12 protein-coding genes and 1 tRNA gene are annotated in these 17,622 nt (G+C 71.9%); 5 read left to right on the top strand and 8 right to left on the bottom strand.

What is annotated here, in order from left to right; translation table 11 throughout:
• Positions 1-59: 59 nt before the first annotated feature.
• The gene (locus CRP55_RS01440) at positions 60-698 is read left to right on the top strand and encodes a TetR/AcrR family transcriptional regulator (RefSeq protein WP_097317614.1); all 639 of its coding nucleotides are present in this window, start codon (positions 60-62) and stop codon (positions 696-698) included.
• Here the strand turns inward: CRP55_RS01440 and CRP55_RS01435 are convergent.
• Both CRP55_RS01435 and CRP55_RS01430 read right to left on the bottom strand, forming a co-directional pair.
• On the bottom strand, positions 655-1,833 hold the full coding sequence (locus tag CRP55_RS01435) for a low temperature requirement protein A (protein ID WP_097317613.1): 1,179 nt from the start codon (positions 1,831-1,833) through the stop codon (positions 655-657). The two genes, CRP55_RS01440 and CRP55_RS01435, sit on opposite strands and share 44 nt — an antisense overlap.
• Positions 1,830-2,315: a GNAT family N-acetyltransferase gene (locus CRP55_RS01430; protein ID WP_245922727.1), complete on the bottom strand. Its 486-nt coding sequence runs from the start codon at positions 2,313-2,315 to the stop codon at positions 1,830-1,832. Before CRP55_RS01430 ends, CRP55_RS01435 begins: the two co-directional genes overlap by 4 nt.
• Between CRP55_RS01430 and CRP55_RS01425 the strand changes: the two genes are divergently transcribed.
• Complete coding sequence (locus CRP55_RS01425) at positions 2,314-5,265, top strand: Hsp70 family protein (RefSeq protein ID WP_179854974.1); 2,952 nt, start codon at positions 2,314-2,316, stop codon at positions 5,263-5,265. The genes CRP55_RS01430 and CRP55_RS01425 overlap by 2 nt on opposite strands.
• A 54-nt stretch (positions 5,266-5,319) precedes the next feature.
• Here the strand turns inward: CRP55_RS01425 and CRP55_RS01420 are convergent, their stop codons facing one another.
• Positions 5,320-6,405: an ABC transporter ATP-binding protein gene (locus tag CRP55_RS01420; RefSeq protein ID WP_097317611.1), complete on the bottom strand. Its 1,086-nt coding sequence runs from the start codon at positions 6,403-6,405 to the stop codon at positions 5,320-5,322.
• Positions 6,406-6,541: 136 nt separating this feature from the next.
• On the opposite strand from CRP55_RS01420, the gene CRP55_RS01415 reads away from it, so the two are divergent.
• Together CRP55_RS01415 and CRP55_RS01410 are read left to right on the top strand one after the other, a co-directional pair.
• Positions 6,542-6,615 (top strand) — tRNA-Thr (locus tag CRP55_RS01415).
• Between the two features lie 833 nt (positions 6,616-7,448).
• Complete coding sequence (locus CRP55_RS01410) at positions 7,449-8,561, top strand: PQQ-binding-like beta-propeller repeat protein (RefSeq protein ID WP_097317610.1); 1,113 nt, start codon at positions 7,449-7,451, stop codon at positions 8,559-8,561.
• Here CRP55_RS01410 and rlmB read toward each other — a convergent pair.
• From rlmB to CRP55_RS01390, 4 genes are all read right to left on the bottom strand, one after another.
• Positions 8,555-9,676: a 23S rRNA (guanosine(2251)-2'-O)-methyltransferase RlmB gene (gene rlmB / locus CRP55_RS01405; protein ID WP_097317609.1), complete on the bottom strand. Its 1,122-nt coding sequence runs from the start codon at positions 9,674-9,676 to the stop codon at positions 8,555-8,557. The genes CRP55_RS01410 and rlmB overlap by 7 nt on opposite strands.
• Positions 9,676-11,088: a cysteine--tRNA ligase gene (gene cysS, locus CRP55_RS01400; RefSeq protein ID WP_097317608.1), complete on the bottom strand. Its 1,413-nt coding sequence runs from the start codon at positions 11,086-11,088 to the stop codon at positions 9,676-9,678. Before cysS ends, rlmB begins: the two co-directional genes overlap by 1 nt.
• Positions 11,089-11,175: 87 nt before the next feature.
• The gene (locus CRP55_RS01395) at positions 11,176-12,531 is read right to left on the bottom strand and encodes a class II fumarate hydratase (protein ID WP_438865756.1); all 1,356 of its coding nucleotides are present in this window, start codon (positions 12,529-12,531) and stop codon (positions 11,176-11,178) included.
• Between the two features lie 41 nt (positions 12,532-12,572).
• Positions 12,573-15,569: an AfsR/SARP family transcriptional regulator gene (locus CRP55_RS01390; RefSeq protein ID WP_097317606.1), complete on the bottom strand. Its 2,997-nt coding sequence runs from the start codon at positions 15,567-15,569 to the stop codon at positions 12,573-12,575.
• A 325-nt stretch (positions 15,570-15,894) separates the two neighbouring features.
• On the opposite strand from CRP55_RS01390, the gene CRP55_RS01385 reads away from it, so the two are divergent.
• The gene (locus CRP55_RS01385) at positions 15,895-16,407 is read left to right on the top strand and encodes a hypothetical protein (RefSeq protein ID WP_097317605.1); all 513 of its coding nucleotides are present in this window, start codon (positions 15,895-15,897) and stop codon (positions 16,405-16,407) included.
• Between the two features lie 47 nt (positions 16,408-16,454).
• Here the strand turns inward: CRP55_RS01385 and CRP55_RS01380 are convergent.
• The coding region (locus CRP55_RS01380; protein WP_218853995.1) for an ROK family protein at positions 16,455-17,622 on the bottom strand (1,168 nt) is incomplete at its 5' end.

The raw sequence follows: 17,622 nt of genomic DNA, 5'->3' as shown, positions 1-17,622 counted from the left end.
CCTCGTAGGCGTACGTCGTACACCTAAGGGTGTAGGCGTACCGCGTACGCTGTCAACCCGTGCCCCGTGCCCGATCCCTTCACCCCGACCGCCTGGCCGCGGCCGCGCTCGCCGTCATCGACCGCGACGGCCTGGCCGGGCTGACCATGCGCGCCGTCGCCACCGAGCTCGCGATGAGCACGATGGCGCTCTACCGCTACGTGACCGACCGGGCCGAGCTCGAACTGCTCGTGGCCGACTGGTGCCTGCGCGACCTCGACACGTCCGTGCCCGCCGATCCGCAATGGACAGATCAGGTCAAAACCCTTGCTTTGCGCGTACGGGCCCAGGTCGGCGCCCACCCGCAGGCGGTGCCCCTCCTGATCGCGAACCGGCAGCGCAGCCGCCCGCTGCTGCGCTGGGCCGAATCGGTGGTGACCGTCCTGGCCGCGGCCGGCTTCACCGGAACCGGCCGGGTCATCGCGCTGCGCGCGCTGGTCGGCTACCTCAACGGCGCCCTGCTGCAGGAGCAACTGGGCGCCCTCGGCGGCCCCGGCACCGAGGCCATCGCGTCACAAACGGACTTCCCGGTCATGCGCGAGACCGCCCGCGCCGCCCTCGGCGTCACGCCCGAGCAGGAGTTCACGGGCGGGCTCGACATCGTGCTGCGCGGCCTCAGGCGATCGGATCCGGAACCCGGCGGGCCCCCATCGAGTTGACCGCGACCAGCACGACCAGCAACACCGCGAGCACCTCGACCGACCCCGGCACCAGCGGCGTCAGCAGGCACAGCACCACACCCACCGGGTACGTGGCGAGCAGCAGCCCTCGCTGGTGCGGCCGGATGTGCAGCAACCAGACGAAGAACAGGTAGACGGCCACGGGCACGGCGATCGCGTACGCGGCCACGGTCCGCGAGATCTCCGCGTGGTGGGTCGCGTAGTCGACGTTGACGCCGATGCCGGCGCCGACCGCGGCCGCCGCCGCGAAGATGAAGTAGTGGCCGTAGCCCCACATCAGCGACGTCCGCAGCCGGGTGATCAGGTTGTGGGCCGACCGGTCGAAATAGGTCCACCACAGCGCGAAGACGATCACGATGCCGGAGATCGCCAGGCTGATCAGGGGGAACTCGTGCTCACCCTCGTCGAAGGCGCTCTGGAAGGCGACCGTCGCCGACAGCACGGCCTCACCCAGCACGATGATCGTGAACAGGCCGTACCGCTCGGTGATGTGGTGCGGGTGATAGGTCGTCGGCCCGCCCGGCGCCGCCTCGGCCCACACCGGCACGGCCAGCTCCAGGATCGCCAGCGCCACGAAGGCCGGCGTGATCCACGGCGAGTCGTGCGGAATCAGCAGGCGCAGCAGCCAGAGCACCTGGACCGCGGTCACACCGACCGCGTAGCGATAGGCGGTGGCCCGGCGCGGCGGATCGGAGCGGGCCGCGCGCAGCCACTGCGACACCAGGGCCAGCCGCATGATGACGTAGCCGACGGTGATGACCAGGAAGTCGGTGCGCTCGAAGGCCGCCTCGACGCCGGCCGCCAGCACCAGGGCGCCGGCGATCTGCACCAGCGTGGTGATCCGGTAGACGTCGTCGTCGGTGTCGTAGGCGGAGGCGAACCAGGTGAAGTTCATCCACGCCCACCAGATCGCGAAGAACACGGTCAGATAGCCGTACAGACCGTGGCCGACGTGATGCTCGGCGATGCTGTGGTGCAGCGGCAGGGCGGCCTGGGCCACCGCCACCACGAAACAGAGGTCGAAGAAGAGCTCCAGCGGCGTCGACACGCGGTGCGGCTCGTCGGCCGAACGCGCGCGCATCGGCGCCAGGAAGGTGCGGACCGGACTCGTCATGCGCGCTCTCCGTCTATGAAATCCCAGTTCAACAGCGTGAACGGCGCCTCCTCGGAAGCACCGGCCCGCCGATAGGTGGCGCGGGCGGCGACGTTGTCCGGCTCCGTGCCGACCCACATGCCGTAGCAGCCGTTGCGCCGGGCGATCCGCGCCAGTTCTTCGACCAGACGGGTGGCCACTCCGTGACGGCGCGCGCCCTGGGTCACACCCAGCTCGTACACGAACATCTCGGTGCCCTTGTCCGGATGGGTCATCTCCACCCCCGACACCATTCCCACGGGTACGCCTTCGTCGTCGTACGCCAGGAGCAGATGATGCCCCTCGCTGGCCAGGAAGCGCTCGGTCGCGGCCGGGATCGGCGGCGTGTCGAACAGCGCCGCGGCGGCGTGAACCGCCGAGGCGTCGATGATCCGCTCGATACGCATGGCGACCACCATACGGTCGATGGTTTCGTCGTAGCCGGGTCGTAGCATGACGCGCATGACCGACGGCTTCGTGCTCGGTGTCGACCTCGGCACGTCGCACACGGTGGCTATGCTCCGCCGGCCCGACGGGCGCACCCGTCCGCTGCTGTTCGACGGCCGCCCGCTGCTGCCCTCGGCGGTCTTCCTCGACCCCACCGGCCGCCTGCACGTCGGCGCCGACGCCCTGCGCCTCGGCCAGGCCGACCCCGGCCGCCTCGAGCCCCACCCGAAACGCCACGTGGACGAGGAGTCGGTGATGCTCGGCGACGGCGCCACGGTGCCGGTCGCCGACCTGCTGGCCGCCCTGCTCGACGCGGTGGCCCGCGAGGCGGTGGCCACCGCCGGCTTCCTGCCGCCCGCCGTCGTCACCTACCCCGCGTCGTGGGGCGCCCGCCGCCGGGCCGTCCTGACCCGGGCCCTGAGCCAGGCCGGCTGGCCGTCCGACACTCTGGGCCAGCCCGCCGAGACCACCCTGGTCACCGAGCCGGTGGCGGCCGCACGCTACTTCGCCGACGTCCTGCGCCGCCCCCTCCCCGAAAAGTCCTCCCTGGCCGTCTTCGACTTCGGCGGCGGCACCCTCGACGTGGCAGTGGTCCGCCGCGATGGCGGCTCCTACGCCGCGACGGCCTCCGGCGGCGCCTCCTACTCCGTGACGGCCTCCGGCGGCGCCGACGACCTGGGCGGCCTCGACATCGACGCGGCCCTGGTCGACCATCTCGGCAAGTCGCTGAGCGGCGCCGAGCCCGCGGCCTGGCAGGCCCTGACCGAGCCGGTCACGCTGGCCCAGTGGCGGGCCCGCCGCCAGTTCTGGGAGGACGTGCGCGGCGCCAAGGAGATGCTGTCCCGCAGCTCCTTCGCCCCCGTCCCGGTCCCCGGCGTCGAGGAAGCGGTCCACCTGACCCGCGACGAGCTGGAGGCCGCCGCCGACCCCCTGATCCGCCGCGGCGTGTCCGAGGCGGCCGCCGTGATCGCCGCCGCCGGCCTGTCCCCGATCGAGCTGGCCGGCCTGTTCCTGGTCGGCGGCTCCTCCCGCGTCCCGCTGGTGGCCCGCCTGCTGCACAGCGAGCTGGGCATAGCCCCCACAGTCCTGGAACAGCCCGAACTGGCCGCAGCCGAGGGCGCCACCCTGGCCGCCGCCCTGCGCTACGCCGCCGGCGTCTCCACCGCCGCCACCCCCACTCCCACACCGACCACAGCCCCCGACTTCCCACCCCCGATCACCGACACCCAGGCCGCAAGCACCCCGGTGGACCCGATCTCCCCAGCCGCCGGCCCACCGGCCGCCACCGCCTCCGCCGGCCCACCCAACGCCGCCGCCTCCGCCGGCCTACCCGACGTCGCCTCCCGCTCTGCCGGCCCAGCGGCTTCCCCCGCCACCGGCCCGCCGACCTCCCCGGCCGCCCGGCCTTTCAACCCGGATTCCGACCCTCCTTACTCAACGGACAAAACGGACGAGCGCGAATCCATCGAGGCCGTCGACCCCTGGGCCACCGCCGAGGCCGCCGCGATCGCCGCCGGCCACGTCACGCCCACCTCGGCCACCCCGTCGTCGGCCGCGCCCTGGCAACCCCCGGCGCCGCCGCCCACGTACTCCCCCGAAGCGCCACCCGCCGCCAAGAGCGCCAAGCGCCGCACGTGGATCATCGCCGGCGCCGCGACCCTGGCCGTCGTCCTCGCCGCCGGCACGGCCCTGGCCTGGACCCTGTGGCCGCGTTACCCCGCGCTCGACTACCACCCCCTCGCCGACCTCCAGCACCTGCCGGCCGCCGTGCCGATCGGCTCCTCCTGGTCGGACGCCGCCGTGATCGGCGATCGCGTCTATTTCGCCAGCACCGACTACGACACCGGGGACCTCGGTGTCGTGGCGTTCGACGACGGGGCGAAATCCGCCGCCTGGAGCCAGAAGCAGACCGGCATCGCCAAACGCTGGCGGCAGATGGTCGCCCTCCCCAGCGGCGTCGCCCTCTTCAGCGACACCGACCTCGACAAAGACACCCGCGAGGTCGTCGTCCTCGACGCCGGCAAGGGCGCCAAACGCTGGCAGCGCACAGTGGGCCGCGACGACCTCGTCTACTTCGCCGGCGACCACGCGATCGTCGCCGACCGCGCGGGCCGGCGCCTCGTCGGCCTGAAACTCGAAGACGGCAGCGAAGACTGGACGCGCCCCGACCCCGGCGACTCCACCTCGGCCACCGCCGTCCACGTGGTCACCACCCCCGGCGACCTCGACGGCCCGGCCGGGCTCACCGGCCGCCCCTTCGACGCCGACCTCGGCGACGACCCGCGGCTCGTCCAGATCACGCCCGACCGCGAGGCCCGGCTCATCGACGCCGGGACCGGCAAGGTGATCGCCTCCCGGCAGAGCGTGGCCGGCCCCGACGACGAGGTCGTCGCCCACAACGGCCGCCTGTTCGTCCGCGAGGACGAGGACGCCGACCGCATCGTCACCTATCAGCTCGACAAGCTCGGCGAACCCGACGTCACCTACACGGCCGGCAGCGCCACCGCCCGGCTGACCGGCCTCATCCCCTGCGGCGACGACCGTGTCTGCGCGATCGAAGGCACCGGCTACGGCGACGACAACGCCACCGTCGTCGCCCTCGACGCGGCCGAAGGCGGGAAGGTCTGGGAGCGCAAGGTGGCCAAGGCCGAGACGCTGGTTCCGGTCGGCGAGGCCGTCCTGGCCCGTTCCACCGCGCCCGAAACCACCCTGATCGACGCCACCGGCAAGCAGATCTGGACAGGCAAGTCCGACGCCGTACGCCTCGACGCCGCGAACATCCTCGAATTCAGCAAGCCGCTCGTCGGCTACGTCGACGACCCCGCCGTCGCCGGCCGGCACCTCGGCGACGACCCGGTGCAGCTCGGCCCGCTCCAAGGCGTCCGCACCAGCTCCTGCGCCTGGAACACGACACTGCTGGCCTGCGTCGCCGACAAAGACTTCGTGGTGACCAGCTTCGCCGGCTAGGAACACAAAAAAGCGGCCCCCCGATCGGGAGGCCGCCTTTCAGCTAAGACAACGTCAGATACGGACGCCGGTCTCCGCGTTGAACACGTGGAGAGCGTTCGCCTGCGGCTTGACGTAAACCGTCTCACCCATGTTGGGCATGTGGCGCCGGTCGGTGCGGACCGTGAAACGCTCCGAGCCACCCTCGAGCTCGGCGTGGCCGTACACGTTCGCGTCCGAGCCGAGGTCCTCGACCAGGTCGACGACGATCGGGAAGCCACCCTCGGTCTCCGACACCAGGTCGGCCGCCTCCGGACGGAAACCGATCGTGACCTTGCCGCCGCCGCTCTGCGCGGCCGTGACCTGCTCGCGGGTCAGCGGCACAGCCAGCGAACCGAAGTGGCCGCCCGCCTCGGTCAGCGGAACCGTCTTGATGTTCATGGCCGGCGAGCCCATGAAGCCGGCGACGAAAACGTTGCCGGGGGTGTCGTACAGCGCACGCGGGGTGTCCACCTGCTGCAGCACACCGTCGAGCATGACGGCCACACGGTGACCCATCGTCATGGCCTCGACCTGGTCGTGCGTCACGTAGACGGTGGTGACGCCCAGCTTGGCCTGCAGCGTCGCAATCTGCGAACGGGTCTGGACACGCAGCTTCGCGTCAAGGTTCGACAGCGGCTCGTCCATGAGGAACACCTGCGGCTCACGCACGATCGCGCGGCCCATGGCGACACGCTGACGCTGACCACCGGAAAGCGCCTTCGGCTTACGCGACAGGTACTCGTCGAGCTGCAGCAGAGCCGCGGCCTCCTTGACCCGGCGGTCGATCTCCGCCTTCGAGGTCTTGCGCAGCTTCAGAGCGAAGGCCATGTTCTCGTACACCGACATGTGCGGGTAGAGAGCGTAGTTCTGGAAGACCATCGCGATGTCGCGCGACTTCGGAGGAAGGTTGGTGACGTCCTTGCCCTCGATCAGAATGCGACCCCGGTCGACATCCTCGAGCCCCGCCAGCATGCGCAGCGAGGTGGACTTGCCACAACCGGAAGGACCGACCAGAACGAGGAACTCCCCGTCACCGATCTCGAGGTTCAGCTCGTTCACCGCGGGGCGCTCAGACCCCGGGTAGATACGAGAGGCCTTGTCATAGGTAACCGTAGCCATGGTGCAGCGACTTCCTTTCCACCGGCAGGAACGTGCCGGACGATCCGAGTGGAAACAGCCCCGTAAACGTAAAGCTTTTTACACGTCATGCCAAGGGCAGCCCATAAGCCCACAGCAGATATGCTGACACCCGCACGCCCCTGTAGCTCAGATGGCCAGAGCACCCGTCTTGTAAACGGGAGGTCGTCGGTTCGATCCCGACCGGGGGCTCAGCGGAAGCAGGAGTCTGTCTGCGGAGAGCGCAGACCGGGTCGCTTCGCGTATCTACCTGGGGGCCGAGCCCCCAGACCCCCACGGTGCGGTGGTTGCGGTGGGGGAAGCGGTCACGGCCGTGTCGACCCCACAGCCCCACACCCGGCGGTCGCGCTGAAGCAAGCGGTCCGCCCGGGCCGACCCCACACCCCCACAGCCCCGCGGCCGCGGTGAAGCAAGCGGTCACGGCTGGGCTGGCCCCGCACGCCCGCAGGCCGGCGGCCGCGGTGAAGCAAGCGGTCACGGCCGCGCGACCCCACAGCCCCACAGCCCGGCGGCCGCAACGGTCATGGCCGGGCCGACCCCGCGGCCCCGCGGCCGCGGTGAAGCAAGCGGTCACGGCCGCGCGGCCTCACATCCCCACAGCGTGATTGTTGTGCTGAAGGAATGAGCCCTCAGACCCCGCAAAGCGGTGGTTGCTGTGAGGGGGCAGTAGGGCGTGCCGACTCCCACGCCCCACCCCCACAGCGCGGTGGTTGCGTTGAAGGAAGCGGTTTGGCCCTGCCGAACCCGAACCTGACGGCGCGGCGGCTGCGGTGACGGAAGCGGTAGGCCGCGCCGTGCCCCTTCCCCAGAGTGGGCCCCGGCTTGGGGGATCCCGTTGCGACGACGTGTGGGGTTTGATCGCGATGTGTGGGGGTGCGCAACCGGGTTTTGGTTGCGCACCCCCACACATCGTGATTGCCTCGCTCGGCGTGGCAACGGGATCCCCCAAGCCCCCAACCTGATCCCAGCAGCGATGACCGGGGTCTGGGGCGGAGCCCCAGGGTCTCCCCCTCGTTGATCAACAAGTGAAGATCAAGTTGTATGCGGCGGTAGCTGCCCTGGTCATGGTCCCTACGCCGGCGGCGGCGAGTCCCGCTCAAAGCTGGCCACAATCCGGCTACGGCCCCGGCAACACCTACTACAACCCGGCCGAGACCCGGCTCAACGCCTCCACCATCACCCACGTCAAGCAGCGCTGGAAGCTCGCCACCAGGACCTCGAACTGCGACACCGGCGTACGTCCCGTGCTCGACGGCAGGAGCCTCTTCTCCAACGACCCCGGCGGCATCGGCGCCTACGACCCCGCGACCGGCAAGCGCCGCTGGCACGTCGACCTTCCGCAAACCACCGTCTCCCGCCTGGCCCTGGCCGACGGCAAGCTGCTCATGCTGTCCTCCGAATGCCGCGTCCCCGCCGCCTTCGAGAGTCATTTGACCGCCTTCGACCCGGCCCGCGGCAAGCGGCTGTGGTCGAAGGGCCTCGAGAAGTTCAGCTACGACATGCGGATCGACCGGGGCACCATCGTTCTCGACAGCAACCAGAACGGCCTGGCCTCGACCATCGCTTTCGGCGTCGACGACGGCGAGCAACGCTGGCTGCGCCTGGGTGACCGCGGCGACGGCCTCGTCTCAGCCAACGGCCGCCTGTTGTTGCGCAAGGCGGACGGCGGCGCCGCCGCGGTGGAGACGAGGACCGGCAAGACCCTCTGGGAGACCACAAACAACTGGTACGCCGGCGGCACCGACCCGGCCGGCACCCGTTTCTACGTGGGCAGTTCGGCGGGCCTGACCGCCGTCGACGCCGCCACCGGCAAGGCGATCTGGTCGACGAAGCTCCAGGTCAGCGACGTCACCACCGACACCACGCACGTCTTTTTCAGCCAGTACCGCAGCGCCACCGCCCTGGACGCCCGGACCGGCCGCAAGCTCTACTCCGTGCACACGCCGAGCGCCGCCGGCCGCACGTCGCGCGCCGGTGGGTTGCTCTACACGCCGACCGATGACGGCCTCGTCGTGGCGAGCGCCGCGACAGGCGTACCCCTGAAAAAGGAGATCCCGGCCGACCGCGACCACCCGCCCGTGATCGCGGGCGGGTGGCTCTATGTGTCCGACGGTGGCGTGCTGCGGGCCTATTACTGACCGTGGGTGCGGCGGCGGGTGACCTCGGCCAGGGTGACCGCGGCGGCGACGCTGGCGTTCAGCGACTCGACGTCGGAGGCCATCGGGATGCTGACGCGCAGGTCGCAGGTCTCGCCGACGAGGCGGGACAGGCCGCGGCCCTCGGAGCCGACGACCACGAGCAGCGGGCCGACGGCGGCTTCGAGCTGGTAGAGGTCGGTTTCGCCGTCGGCGTCGAGGCCGATGGCGGTGAAGCCGGCTTTCTGCGCCGCCTTGACCGCGCGGGTCAGGTTGACCACCTGGGAGACCGGCACGCGGGCGGCCGCGCCGGCGCTGGTGCGCCACGCGGTCGCGGTGATGCCGGCGGCGCGGCGCTCGGTCATGAAGACGCCGTGACCGCCGAAGGCCGCCACGGAGCGGATGACCGCGCCGAGGTTGCGCGGGTCGGTGATGCCGTCGAGCGCGACCAGCAGCGGGGTGGGCTGCTCGAGGGCGGCGGCGATCAGGTCGTCGAAGTCCTCGTACGCGAACGGGGGCACCTGCAGGCCGATGCCCTGGTGGAGGACACCGCCGGTCATCCGGTCGAGCTCGTTGCGGCCGATCTCGAGGATCGGGATGCCGCGGTCACCGGCCGTGCGGACGATCTCGGTGACCCGCTCGTCGATGTCGATGCCCTGCGCGACGTAGAGCGCCGTGGCCGGCACCGCGGCGCGCAGCGCCTCGACCACCGGGTTGCGGCCGAGCAGCAGCTCGGGGCCTTCCTTGGTCGGGTTGGAGCGCCGGCCGGGGGCGACCCGCGGGCCGCCGCGGCTGTTGAACTTGCCGCGCTGCTGCGGGCCCCGCGCCGGGACGCCGCGGCCGCCGCCGCGACCCCACGTGGTGTCTTTGCTGCCGGGGACGCCGACCTTGGGCGCGCGGCCCTCGGCGGCCGCCGCGCGGCGCTCCTTGTCCTGCTTACGGGCGGTCTTCTCGGGCAGTTTCTCGGTGCCGGAGTAGCCCTTGTGCCAGGGACGCTCGTCGGCGGGCAGGGTGCGGCCCTTGCCCTTGAGGCCCGAGCGGTTCTTGCCGCCCGAGCCGATCGACGCGCCCTTCTTGGAGGTGGCCCGCTTGCTCGCGTTCTGTGAATTGCCCGGCATCAGTGCTCTCCTACCGTCCATCGCGGCCCGGCCGGAGTGTCCTCCACCTGAATTCCCGCGTTCTTGAGCTGGTCGCGCACCGAGTCGGCGGCCGCCCAGTCCTTCCGTGCCCGTGCCTGCGCGCGCTGCTCCAGCGCGAGCTTGACCAGCGCGTCGACGACCGGCTTGAGGTCGCTCTGCGTGGCGCCACCGGTCCATTTCTCGTCGAGCGGGTCGAGGCCGAGCACACCCAGCATCGCGCGGACGGCGGTGAGCGCCCCGCGGATGCCGGCTTCGTCGTTGGCCGTGAGGGCGGTGTTGCCCTCGCGGATGGTGTCGTGCACGATCGCCAGCGCGGCCGACGTGTTGAGGTCGTCGTTCATGGCGGCGGCGAACGGCGGCGGCACGTCTTTCGGACGGCCGGGCCCGACGATCTCGGCGGCGCGCTGCACAAAACCTTCGATTCGGCGGTACGCCGTCGCGGCCTCCCGCAGCGCGTCATCGGAATAGTCGATGCGCGAACGGTAGTGCGGCGTGGCGAGGTAGTAGCGCACCTCGACCTCGCGGATGCCCATGGCCCGCACCGCGTCGAGGTCGATCACGTTGCCCAGCGACTTGCTCATCTTGGCCTCGCCGAGGTTGAGCAGCGCGTGGTGCACCCAGTAGCGCGCGAACGGCAGGCCGGCCGAGTGGGACTGGGCGATCTCGTTCTCGTGGTGGGGGAACGTCAGGTCGACGCCGCCGCCGTGGATGTCGAACTCGTCGCCGAGGTAGCGCCGGGCCATCGCGGAGCACTCGATGTGCCACCCCGGGCGGCCGCGGCCCCACGGCGACGGCCACGACGCGTCGGCCGGCTCGTCGGCCTTGACGCCCTTCCACAGGGCGAAGTCGCGGTAGTCGCGTTTGTCGGGCTCGCCGCCGTCGGACGGCGGGCGCATGTCGTCCGGGTTCTGGCCGGAGAGGGCGCCGTACTCCGCGTACGACGGCACGTCGAAGTAGACGTCGCCGTTGCCGCCGGCCGCCGGGTAGGCCCGGCCGCGCTCGATCAGCGTGGTGATGAGCTCGTGCATCTCGGGGATGTGCGCGGTGGCCAGCGGCTCGTAGGTCGGCGGCAGCACGTTGAGGTCGCGGTAGTTCGCGTCGAGCACGAGCTTGTTGGCGTACGCGATCGACCAGAACGGGCGACCCTGCGCGTGCGCCTTGTCGAGGATCTTGTCGTCGACGTCGGTGACGTTGCGGACGAAGGTGACCTCGTAGTTGGTGTGCAGCAGCCAGCGGCGCAGCACGTCGTAGTTCACCGCCGAGCGGAGGTGACCGATGTGCGGCACTGACTGCACGGTGAGACCACACAGGTAGATACCGACCTGACCGGGCGTCAGCGGGACGAAATCCCGGACGGATCGGGTCGCGGTGTCATACAAGCGCAAACTCACCTGACAAGGGTACCGGCCCTGCCAAGCGGGTAACCGCCCCGCCCGAGGGACCGGGCGGGGCGGTTTTCCACACGTTATCCACAGGCCCTAGGGGCGGGTCATCCTCAGCACGTCGAGCGCCTCGTCGAGCTGCTTCTCGGTCAACTTGCCGGATTTGAGGTGGCCGCGCTCGATCACCACGTCGCGGATCGACTGGTTCGTGGCGAGGGCGGTCTTCGCGATCGCGGCCGCCTCGTCGTAGCCGAGGTAGCGGTTGAGCGGGGTGACGATCGAGGGCGACCCCTCGGCGTACGCCAAAGCGATCTCGACGTTGGGTTGCAGACCGTCGATGCAGCGGTCGGCGAGCAGGCGGGACGCGTTGGCCAGCAGGCGGATCGACTCGAGGATGTTGCGGGCCATCACCGGCAGCATCACGTTGAGCTCGAAGTCGCCCTGCGTGCCGGCGAAGGCGACCGTCGCGTCGTTGCCGATCACCTGGGCCGCGACCTGGCGGACCGCCTCGGGAACGACCGGGTTCACCTTGCCCGGCATGATCGACGAGCCCGGCTGGAGGTCGGGCAGGCGCAGCTCGCGCAGGCCGGCCCGCGGCCCGGAGCCCATCCAGCGGATGTCGTTCACGATCTTGTAGAGCCCGACCGCGATCGTCCGGAGCTGGCCGGACGCCTCGACCAGGCCGTCGCGCGCGCCCTGGGCCTCGAAGTGGTCGCGCGCCTCGCTCAGCGGCAGCCCGGTGACCTCGCGCAGCCGGTCGATCACCTTCGGGGCGAAACCGGGCGGGGTGTTGACGCCGGTGCCGACCGCGGTGCCGCCGAGCGGCAGCTCGGCCAGCCGCGGCAGGGTCGAGCGGAGCCGCTCGATGCCGTTGGCGACCTGCCGGGCGTACCCCGAGAACTCCTGTCCGAGGGTGACCGGCGTGGCGTCCATGAGATGCGTGCGGCCGCTCTTGACCACGTCGTCCCAGTCCTCGGCCTTGGCCCGCAGCGCGGTGTGCAGGTGCTCCAGGGCCGGGATCAGGGTCGAGGTCACGGCCTCGGTGGCGGCCAGGTGGATCGAGGACGGGAAGACGTCGTTGCTCGACTGCGAGGCATTGACGTGGTCATTCGGGTGTACGGGGCGGCCCAGCTCCCGCGAGGCGAGGGTGGCGATGACCTCGTTGGCGTTCATGTTCGACGAGGTGCCCGACCCGGTCTGGAAGACGTCGATCGGGAACTGGTCGTCGTATCCGCCCTCGGCCACGTGGGCCGCGGCCGTCGCGATCGCCTTGGCCAGGTCGTCGTCGAGCACGCCGAGCGACGCGTTCACCTGCGCCGCCGCGCCCTTGATCTGGGCCAGCGCCTTGATGTGGGCCGGCTCCAGCCCGCGCCCGGAGAGGGGGAAGTTTTCCACCGCCCGCTGCGTCTGCGCCCGCCACAGGGCCGCGGCCGGCACCCGGACCTCGCCCATCGTGTCCTTCTCGACCCGGTAACCGCTCTCGTCTGTAGTCGTCACGCCCTTATCGTCTCTCCACCGGAGCCGCTACGCAGATGATCCTCGCCACCGACTTGGGCGAGCAGCTTCTCGACGTCGCGCAGCTCGGGCGCGCCCAGGGCGGCCAGCCCGGCGCGGGCCAGGCCGAGCAGCCGCCGGGCCTCGTCCGGGTCGCCCGCGGTCAGGCAGTCGCCGAGCGCGGCCTGGGCCAGGGCGATCCGATAAGGCATCCGGGCCTGCCGGCCGAGCCGCAGCGATCGTTCGAACATGGCCCGGGCGGCCACGTCGTCGCCGCTCAGCCGATAGGTCCGGCCCAGGCCGTGGCAGAAGCGGGACTCCTGCTCGCGGTTGTGCGCCTGCTCGGCGAACTCGATGGCCCGCCAGTGGCCGGCGACCGCCTCGGTCAGCTGCCCGTCCGCGGCCAGCAGCAGGGCCAGCTCGTGCTCCGTCTCGGCCTGGCCGTGCGGATAGCCGGCCCGCTGGATCAGCCGCCGGGACACGCGCATCTGCCGGATGGCCGCGGCCACGTCGACCAGGCCCAGCCGGTGCTTGAGGACGGCGATGTTGACCAGGCTGTCGCCGATCCGGGCGAGGTCGCGGATCTCCCATTGCGCCATCAGGCGCAGCCGGTGGTAGCGCAGCGCCTCCCGCTCGTCGCCGATCCGCTGATAGCCGTTGGCCAGCGCGTTGAGCTCGTTGTGGTTGTGCCGGGCCCGGCCTAGCCGGCGCACGCCGAGCGCGACCTCGATGCTCTCGGCCCACCGCCCCGACTCGTGGTGCACCATGGCCAGATTGGCCATGGCGCGGCCGAGCCCGTCCCGGTCGCCCAGCTCCCGGCAGATCTCGATGCACCGCTGGAGCAGCGGGACCGCCTCGTCGTTGCGGGACCGGCGGCAGTGCACCGAGGCCAGATAGTTGAGCATGGTCGCGGTGGCGGCCCGGTCGCCGTCGCGTTCGAGCACCGCCAGGGCTTGCTCGTGCAGGCTGTGCACGTCGTCGAGATAGGCCCGGTGGTAGAGGTGCCGCCAGGCCGCCCGCGGCAGCCGCCAGGCGTAGCCGGCCAGCTCGGGCACGGCGGCCGCGGCCTCCACGTACGCGCCCAGGTGTGTCCGTTCCCGCTCGATCCGGTCCCGCGGGTCACCCACCGCCTCGAGCAGGTCGGGCCGCAGCGGAGTGAGCGCGCCGATGTCGCGTTCCAGCACCTCCCGATAGACCGACAGGTTCGTCGCCGCCACCGCCTGGAGCTGCTGGTCGAGCACCCCGCGCAGCGCCTCGGCGCGCTCGGCGGGCGCGATCTCGGCCGCGAGCACCGCCGCGAACTCCCGCAGCAGGTCGTGCATCCGGTAGACGCCGGGCTCGGGCTCGTCGACCAGGTTGACGTCGACCAGGTCGTCGAGGACGTCGCGCGCGCGGTCCAGCTCCAGGCCGCTCAGGGCGGCCGCGGCGAGCGCGTCGAACTCGGTGCCGGGGCAGAGCCCGAGCAGCCGGAAGACCCGTTGGACAGGATCGGGCAGCTGGCTGTACGACACCGCGAAGGCGCTGGCCACCGACCGGTCCTCGGCGGCCAGCTCGGGCAGCGCCGACTCGCCGAGCCGGCGGACCAGGTCGGCGACCCGCCAGCGCGGCCGGTGGGCCAGCCGCGAGCCGGCGAGCCGGACAGCCAGGGGCAGGCCACCGCAGCGCCGGGCCACCTCGGCCGCCGCCTCCGGTTCCGCGTCCACCCGGTCGCCGACGATCCGGGCCAGCAGCGCGACCGCCTCGGCGTGCGGGAGGACGGCCAGCGACTCGGGGTGCACGCCGTCCAGCCCGATCAGGCGCCGCCGGCCGGTGACCAGGGCCAGGCTGCCGGGCGCGGTCGGCAGCAGGTCGGACAGCTGAGCGCTGGAGGCGGCGTTGTCGAACAGCACCAGCACCCGTCGCCGGGCCAGCTCGGTGCGCCACATGCCGACCCGGTCGACGAGTTCGGGCGGGATCCGCTCGGCGGCGACCCCGAGCTGGCGCAGCAGCACGAGCAGCGCCGCGGCCGGTTCGAGCGGCCGTTCGGCGCTGTGCCCGTGCAGGTCGACGAAGAGATGCGCGTCCGGATAGCGCTCGCCGAGCAGGGCGGCCACGTGCAGGGCGAGCGTCGTCTTGCCGCTGCCGGCCATGCCGTCGATCACCGCGACCACCGGCCGGCTGTCGTCCGCGGCCTCGATCGCGGTCACCAGGCGGCGCACGGTCGCCTCGCGCCCGGTGAAGTCACCGACCGTCCGGGGCAGGCACCGGACCTTCTCCTCGGCCACCTTCTCCGCCGCCGGCACCTCACCGGCCAGGATCGCCTGGTGCAGCCGCTGAAGCTCGGCGCCCGGCTCGATGCCGAGATCGTCGCGCAGCACCTGACGAGCCCGGCGGAACTCGGCCAGGGCGTCGGCCTGCCGCCCGGACCGGTAGAGCGCGGTCATCAGTTGCCCGCGCAGCCTTTCCCGCAGCGGATAGCGCTCGACCAGCCCGGCCAGGACGACGGCCATCTCCGGCCCGTTGCCGGCGCCGAGCTCGAGCTCGGCCCATTCCTCGGTCGCGGCCAGGCAGCGCTCGTCGAGCATCACGCCGGCCCCGCGGACGGCCTCGCTCTCGGTCTCGGCGAGCGAGGGTCCACGCCAAAGATCAAGCGCTTGGGTGTACGCCCGGCGCGCGGCACCCGGATCATCGGCCGACCGCGCCCCGGCGACCAGACGGTCGAAGGCGGCCACGTCGAGATCGTCCGGCCCGGCGTCGATCCGGTAGCCGGCCGGGTCGGTGCGGATCGCCCCCGGCGGCAGGATGCGGCGCAGGCGGGAGACACACGTCTGGAGCTGGCCGCGGGCCGTGGCCGGCGGATCGGCGCCCCACACCGCCTCGGCCAGCACGCCGACACCGAGCACCCGGCCAGGGTGAAGCAACAGCATGGCCAGCACGATGCGATCACGGCCCGCCGTAACGGTGACGTCGTGTCCATCCACGGTGACGGACAGTGGCCCGAGAATGCGGTACCGCATGCCCGTTCTCCCAGCCCTCCGGTTCTCCCAGCCCTCCGGTCGAGACATCGAGCTTAGTCGAGCGGCGAGAGCGGAACGACAGCGAAACAACAGCGACGTTCGGCAACCTGGGGTTCGCCGTCGCATCGGGGATGTAACCCATCGCCCCAGCCCGATGCGGCGGCGTCGGCTCGACGGGGGGCCGACAGCCCGTCCGCGGCGGCAAGCGCGGGCGGGCTGTTCGTACGGTCCGGGTATCTCGGTGATCACTGTCGGTTGGACGATGCGCCGAGCGGAACGTAACGTCGGCGGGGCCTACGCCCCCGGACGAACAGGATCCCCTCTCATGCGACGCGCCCTCCTGGCCGTGATCGCCGTCGGCACCCTGCTGACCGGCGCCGCCTGCGACAGCGACGCGAAAAGCTCCGACGCGGCCGCCGCCCCCGCGACGAGCGCCACTCCGAGCGCCACCCCGGAGCCCGACTACTCGGCGAACACCCAGCTGGTCTGCGGAAACCTGCAGAAGCTGTACTCGGCCGAGCTCAAGGACTTCGGCGCCGCCCTGGGCAAGATGATCACCTACAAGGAGGCGAAGCAGGCCGCCGAGGCCAAGAAGGCCGAGAACGCCGCCACCGCCAAACTGAAGGCCGTCGCCACGAAGATCCGCACCGACACGGCGACCGCCGAGGACCCCGAGTTCATGGCCGCCGGCCAGACCTCGGCCGCCAAGGTCGACGCCAGCGTCACCGACCGTAAATACATCACCAAGATCAAGAGCATGAAGGACCTCAACAGCACGATCGAGGCCCAGTTCACCGAGTGGCTCAGCCCCGTCGCCGGCTACTGCGCCCCCAGCTAGTCACTTCCAGCGCCTGCCCCGCCGCCACCGTCGCCGGCTTCGGCACCTCACGCGAGGTGCGGGATGAGGCTCGACCAGGCTTCTTCGGCGGCCCCGGCGATCGGGCCGTCCGCCCCCAGGGCGGCCGGAAGGATCGGCGGCGGGCTGCCGCGGCGGATAGCCATCAGGCCCGCACGGTAGGAAGCCTGGATCTCATCCTCGGCCGCCGACAGGAGATCGGCGCCCACCCCACCAAGAGTGACGAGGTCGGCGTCGAGGGCGTTGACCAGCCCGGCTATCCCGCGCCCGAGAGCAGCGGCCACCAGCCGAACGGCACCCAACTCGGCCGCGGCGCCGACGACCACGCGAGCGCCGGCGCCGACATCAACGGACGCCGGAGTCCCGGACCGAGCATCGCCAGACACGGGAGCCCCGGACCCGGCATCGACGGACGCGGGAGTGCCAGCGCGGGCATCGGCAGTGGGCACATCGGCTGGCCCGGTGACGAACACAGGGGCATCGGCTGCGATGGGAGCGGCAGGAAAATCCCCCGGCGCCCCTGAGGCGACCGCTGCCGGGGAGGCTGCTACCGCTGAGGCGATGATGCGGCGGGCGTAGGTGACCGGGTCTCGTGGGGGGCGGTGGCCCAGGTGGCGGGCCAGGGCGGTGCCGTCGACGGCGGTGCCCCAGCAGCCGTGGGCGCCGCATGGGCAAGGGATCGCGGGGTCGCCGAAGGGCATGTGGCCGAACTCGCCGGAGAAGCCGGAAGCGCCGTTCAGCAGGCGGCCCTGGTCGACCACGGCGCCGCCCAGGCCGCCGGCTATGAGCAGGTGCAGGGCCACGCGGGCGCCGCTGGCGGCGCCTCGGGCCGACTCGGCGGCGGCGGCCAGGCTGGCGTCGTTGCCGGCCACGAAGACGGGCTTCGGGTCGGCGGTGGGTGGCCAGAGGGCGGTCAGGTCGACGTCGTGCCAGCCGACGTTGGTGGCGTCGAGGCGAAGGTCGCGGGAGACCGTGCCGGGCACCGAGACGCCCAGAGCGCGCAGGCGGCCGGGGTACTGCTCGCACAGCCGGCCGATCGCCGAGTGGATGGCGGCGACCACCGCCGGCCAGGCGGGAGCCTGCTGCTGGGCCAAGGCGAGGTCCCCGGAAGCCGAGCCGGCGGCGGCCGAACCGGAGACGGCCGAGCCCGAGGCGTCCGGGCCGGAGACGGCCGAGCCCGAGGCGTCCGGGCCGGAG

This window comes from Paractinoplanes atraurantiacus, from assembly GCF_900215205.1.
GTDB classification, from domain to species: domain Bacteria; phylum Actinomycetota; class Actinomycetes; order Mycobacteriales; family Micromonosporaceae; genus Actinoplanes; species Actinoplanes atraurantiacus.
The sequence above is the reverse complement of the archived record's forward strand: the minus strand, read 5'-3'. Positions and strand labels throughout refer to the sequence as shown.

Excerpts from the sequence above, each read along its gene's own strand:
- CRP55_RS01435 (WP_097317613.1), bottom strand. The coding sequence starts at position 1,833 with ATGACGAGTCCGGTCCGCACCTTCCTGGCGCCGATGCGCGCGCGTTCG.
- CRP55_RS01425 (WP_179854974.1), top strand. The coding sequence starts at position 2,314 with ATGACCGACGGCTTCGTGCTCGGTGTCGACCTCGGCACGTCGCACACG.
- CRP55_RS01430 (WP_245922727.1), bottom strand. The coding sequence starts at position 2,315 with ATGCGCGTCATGCTACGACCCGGCTACGACGAAACCATCGACCGTATG.
- CRP55_RS01420 (WP_097317611.1), bottom strand. The coding sequence starts at position 6,405 with ATGGCTACGGTTACCTATGACAAGGCCTCTCGTATCTACCCGGGGTCT.
- rlmB (WP_097317609.1), bottom strand. The coding sequence starts at position 9,676 with ATGCCGGGCAATTCACAGAACGCGAGCAAGCGGGCCACCTCCAAGAAG.
- CRP55_RS01395 (WP_438865756.1), bottom strand. The coding sequence starts at position 12,531 with ATGGGCGAGGTCCGGGTGCCGGCCGCGGCCCTGTGGCGGGCGCAGACG.
- CRP55_RS01390 (WP_097317606.1), bottom strand. The coding sequence starts at position 15,569 with ATGCGGTACCGCATTCTCGGGCCACTGTCCGTCACCGTGGATGGACAC.
- CRP55_RS01385 (WP_097317605.1), top strand. The coding sequence starts at position 15,895 with ATGCGACGCGCCCTCCTGGCCGTGATCGCCGTCGGCACCCTGCTGACC.